This is a genomic window from Pseudomonas sp. S4_EA_1b (assembly GCF_016307435.1).
In the GTDB taxonomy this organism is placed as follows: domain Bacteria; phylum Pseudomonadota; class Gammaproteobacteria; order Pseudomonadales; family Pseudomonadaceae; genus Aquipseudomonas; species Aquipseudomonas rhodesiae.
Genome location: NZ_JAEILC010000059.1, coordinates 1 through 5,028 on the forward strand (window position 1 = coordinate 1; position 5,028 = coordinate 5,028).

The 5,028-nt window shown below is 59.0% G+C and carries 2 protein-coding genes and 1 pseudogene; all 3 read left to right on the forward strand.

What is annotated here, in order from left to right; all coding sequences use genetic code 11:
• A pseudogene (locus YA0848_RS36080) lies at positions 1-132 on the forward strand (tail assembly protein); the annotation flags it as partial.
• A 57-nt stretch (positions 133-189) separates the two neighbouring features.
• Positions 190-3,915 carry a TipJ family phage tail tip protein gene (gene gpJ, locus YA0848_RS19385; RefSeq protein ID WP_198712601.1) on the forward strand — a complete coding sequence of 1,242 codons (3,726 nt, stop codon included), beginning with the start codon at positions 190-192 and terminating at the stop codon, positions 3,913-3,915.
• 331 nt (positions 3,916-4,246) lie between these two features.
• Positions 4,247-4,903: a hypothetical protein gene (locus YA0848_RS19390; protein WP_198712602.1), complete on the forward strand. Its 657-nt coding sequence runs from the start codon at positions 4,247-4,249 to the stop codon at positions 4,901-4,903.
• Positions 4,904-5,028: the final 125 nt, after the last annotated feature.

Genomic DNA, 5,028 nt, shown 5'->3' on the forward strand with positions numbered 1-5,028 from the left:
ATGCCCAGCTATGCATTCGGTAGCGCAAAGAACACCACGGCCAGCGGCAACCCCGTCCCGATCTGCATAGGTGACCGCCGATGGGGCGGGGCGATTATCTCGGCATCGATCTACGCCGAAGACAAGACATAACCACGACGCATCGAGCAAGCCGGCCATGAGCCGGTTTTTTATTGCCTGGAGGAAAGCATGGGCGCAGCACAGAAGCTGGAAATTCACGGTGCCAAAGGCGGCGAGAGCAAGCCCAAGTCGCCAGTAGAGGCGCCCGACAGCTTGCGCTCCACCAACGTGGCCAAGATCCTGATCGCCGTAGGCGAGGGTGAATTCGACGGCACGCCCACCGCGCGCGACATCTTCCTCGACAACACTCCTATCCAGGACGCCAGCGGCAATTTCAACTTCACCAACGTGAAGTGGGACTGGCGGCCGGGCTCTGTGGAGCAGACCTACATTCCGGGCATTCCGTCTGTCGATAACGAGACCTCGCTGAATATCGAGTTACGCAGCGGCACGCCGTGGGTTCAGTCGCTGACCAACCTGCAACTGTCGGCGGCTCGCATCCGCCTGGCCACGCCGCGACTGGCGAGCCAGGACGCAGAAGGGAACATTGGTGGTTACAGCATCCAGTATGCCGTCGATGTGGCCACCGACGGTGGGGCCTATCAGGAAGTATTGGTCGGCGCCATGACCGGCAAGACCACTACGCGCTACGAGCGCTCCTTGCGCGTTGACCTGCCGCCGGCAACCAGTGGCTGGCTTATCCGTGTTCGCCGCATCACACCAAACCAGAATACCGACAAGATCGCAGACAGCCTCTTCATCGCCGGCTACACCCAGGTGATCGACGCCAAGCTGCGCTACCCAAACACCGCTCTGCTGTTCGTCGAGTTCGACGCCGAGCAGTTCACCAATATCCCGGCCGTCACCGTTAAGTGCAAGGCACGCCGCTGGCAGGTGCCGAGCAACTACGACCCGGTGGCGCGCACCTATACCGGCGCCTGGGACGGCACCATGAAGGAGGCCTGGACGAATAACCCGGCCTGGATCACCTACGGAATCTGCACCCAGGATCGTTTCGGCCTGGGCCGGCGCATCAAGCCCTGGATGGTGGACAAGTGGGAGCTGTATCGCATCGCACAGTACTGCGACCAGATGGTGCCCAATGGTGCTGACGGCGTGGAGGCGCGCTTTCTGTGCGACATGAACCTGCAGGGCAAGGCCGACGCCTGGTCACTGCTGCGCGACATCGCCGGCATCTATCGCGGGATGACGTACTGGGCCCAGGGCCAGCTGGTCATGCAGGCTGATATGCCTCGGGCGCAGGACATCGATTACGTCTTCACCCGGTCCAACGTCATCGACGGCAAAATCTCCTACGGCAGCGCCTCGGCGAAAACCCGCTTCACTCGCTGCCTGGTCAGCTACGACAACCCGCTGAACAACTACGACACCGACGTCACGGTCTATTCCGACCTGTCGCTCCAGCGCCGCCTGGGCGACAAGCCGACGGAGATCAGTGCGATAGGCTGCACTCGGGCATCCGAGGCCCAGCGCCGCGCTAAATGGCTGGTGCTGAGCAATAACCAGGACCGCACCATCAGCTTCAGGACCGGCATGGAAGGCCGCATCCCGCTGCCAGGCTTCATTATCCCTGTTGCCGACTCGCTGCTTGCTGGCCGGGAGATCGGTGGGCGCATTGCGGCGGCGGCGGGCAAGGTCATCACCCTGGACCGCGACACCATGGCCAAGGCCGGCGACCGCCTGGTGATCAACCTCCCCGGCGGGCATGCAGAAGGGCGCACCGTGGAGAGCGTGAGCGGCCGCAACGTAACCGTGACCGTAGCCTACAGCGAGGCGCCGGCTGCACAGCTTCAGTGGGCGATCGACGCGGATGACCTGGCAATCCCTCTATATAGAGTTATGAGGACGGCCCGGACGCCTGAGGGCGATTACGACATCAGCGCCTTGCAGTACGAGCCAAGCAAGTTCGCGAGCATCGACACCGGCGCGCGACTGGAAGAGCGCCCAATCAGCGTGATCCCAATCACCGTGGTTCCGGCTCCGGCAAGCGTGGCTATTACTTCGAACGTATCGATCGACCAGGGCCTGGCCATCAGCACCATGAACATCTCGTGGCCCGCCGTTACCGGTGCAGTCGCGTATGACGTGGAGTGGCGTAAGGACAGCGGCAACTGGATCAAGGTGCAGCGCACGGGCTCAACGAGCGTTGACGTCACCGGCATTTACTCGGGCGCCTACATGGCCCGGGCTCGCTCTGTGAGCGCCTTCGAAATTTCCTCGATCTGGCAAAACTCAATCCTCACCAATCTGGAAGGAAAGGTCGGGTTGCCGCCGGCGGTGTCGTTCCTGACCACCACCAGCGAGCTGTTCGGGATCAGCATCAAGTGGGGCTTCCCCGCCGGTGCTGAGGATACCCAGCGCACGGAATTGTGGTATGGCCCGGCGAACAACCTGGCGGCGGCGACCAAACTCGCAGACCTGGCGTACCCGCAGGCCGATTACCGCATGCAGTCGCTGCTGGCTGGCGCAACCCTGTTCTTCTGGGCGCGCCTGGTGGACCGCACCGGCAACATTGGGCCGTTCTACCCGGTGGTCAATGGAGTTATGGGCCAGGCCAGTTCGGATGCTGGGCCGATCCTTGAGCAGATCAAAGGGCAGATTGACGAAACCGCCCTGGGCCAGCACCTGAAGGACCGGATCGACCTGATCGACGGAAACGGGCCAGGCTCGGTGAACGGTCGCATTGACGCGGCCAAGGATGAGCTGGAGCAGCTGATCGGGGAAGTGGTGGATGCGCTGGAGTACGTGCCGTCTAAGGCGTACGTGCTCAACGACATCGTTCGCGTGGGCCAGCACCTGTACCAGGCCAACGGCGCGGTGCCGGCGAACAACCCGCCACCGAACGCCACCTATTGGACCGACATTGGCACAGTCACACAGACTGTCAACGCCCTGGTGACCCAAGTTCAGCAGAACTCGGCGACGATTAGCCAGCACGGCCAGGACATCACCGCCCAGGCCTCGCAGCTGAACGCGGTGAAGACCACGGTGAACGATCCTGTCACCGGCGTAACCGCCACGGCCAGCGGGCTTAGCACGCTCAAGACATCGGTGACCACGCTCGACAACAAGGTCACCACCACGGCGCAGCGGGTGGACGGCATTTACCTGCAGGTCAACCCGCCGCTTCAGGGTGACGACAGCGCGCTGATGGGCTCGGAGGCCAGCTACGTCGGTGTCTGGTCCACGCAGTCCGCTCTCATTGAGGGCGACCTGGCACAAGGCCAGCGCACGGACGCGGTGGAGGCCAGCGTTGCGGCTAACGCTGCGGCGATCGTGAGCGAGCAAACTGCACGCATCAATGCCGACGGCGCCCTGTCGTCCAGTATCGAGACGGTAAAAACGTCCGTGAACGGCAACTCTCTGGCGATTCAGACCAACACCACTGCGATCCAAACCGTGAACGGCAAGGTTACGGCGAACTGGTCGGTGCGAATGCAGTACGAAACCGCCACCGGCCTCTACAAGTACGCCGGTATCGGGCTGGGCCTGGAGAACGGGCCGGGCGGCTTGCAATCGCAGTTCATTATCGACGCCGACCGGTTCGCCATTGGCCAGGCCGGCACCGTGCCTTTTGCGGTGACCGGTGGGCAAACGTTCATCAAGGCCGCGTTCATCCAGGACGGCACGATCACCAACGCGAAAATCGGGGCTTACATCAGTTCGACCAACTACATCGCGGGCCAGCAAGGATGGATCCTAAACAAGGACGGCACGTTTGAGATTAACGGGGTCGTCCCTGGACAAGGTCGCTCGATTATGACGAATCGGTCGTTGCGTTTCTGGGATGTGAACAACGTCAAAAGGGTGCAGATCGGAGATCTAACAGAATGAGTTCGGGAGTACGCTTATGGGGGGCGACTGGCCTCCTAGAACTGGATGAGACATCGTTTACGGTTGGTGTCACGTATTCCGTAATAGTTTCAAAGTCGAACTCTTCGGGAAGGACTCAGTTTATATCCATACCGGGGGTAGATCCAGCAACGCATTCGGCAGTATGTATTCCTATTGCTGCATATGACACTAACGCACAAAGCAACAGCTCTATTCAATACACGCCGATAGTATCAGCTGGAGGGGTGACTATTTATTTCGGCAGCCCGGCAGCAAACACAGGGCCTGTTGGTACTAGTAATCAAAGGTTGTTAGTTATGAGGTTCAGATAATGACGTATGGAGCCTCATTCAAAAATAATAGCGATATCGTCACGATAGATTCTGAGTTTTCAAGGCTTGTTGTGCTTGAAAAAGGAACTTGGAGCGGAACCGGCGCGGGTGTTTTCGTTCCATTTGCGAAAACTGTCACTACCAGTGAGCCCCCGCTAGTGTTTGTAAGGCCAAGTCAGTCGAACCTGCTGTGCTTCTGCTTGATACAGGGAAGCTCAGGGGCTTGGACAGGATTTTCCTTTAGCGGGATTGTAGGAACTGCAACATCAGGAGCATGGTTTTCTGCTGCGTTCATGTCCCAACCTACAGCAAGCTATGGCCTGAGATTGTGGGATGGATCTGCAAAGCTTCTCTTTGACAACGGTACCCCCTGCGCACAGTTTACAAGATCTATTTCATCGTGGACTTATCTTGGCGCGACTCAAACTAGTCAAGGGGTATATAGGTACAGCTGGACCGCACCCTCAAGCTTGTCTAGCGGGGATTATATGATGCTTAACAATGTTGCCATGGATATGGCTGGCGTCGTATCAAGGCAGGGGAATATGTACGCAGTTTGGGAATACCAAAACAACAGGCTAGTAATGCAGGCCGTAGGCATAGATTTACCTAGCGCGTTCTACATGCCCGTTGTTTTTGCAAAGCCGGTTGCGTAGTTACCATATAGAATTTAGGAGTTTAATACGTATGGCAAGACAAGATATAAACCTCGGTACGGCACCAACCGGTGCCGGCGGAGACACCACAAGAAGTACCGGTGCAAAAATCAACGCCATGACTG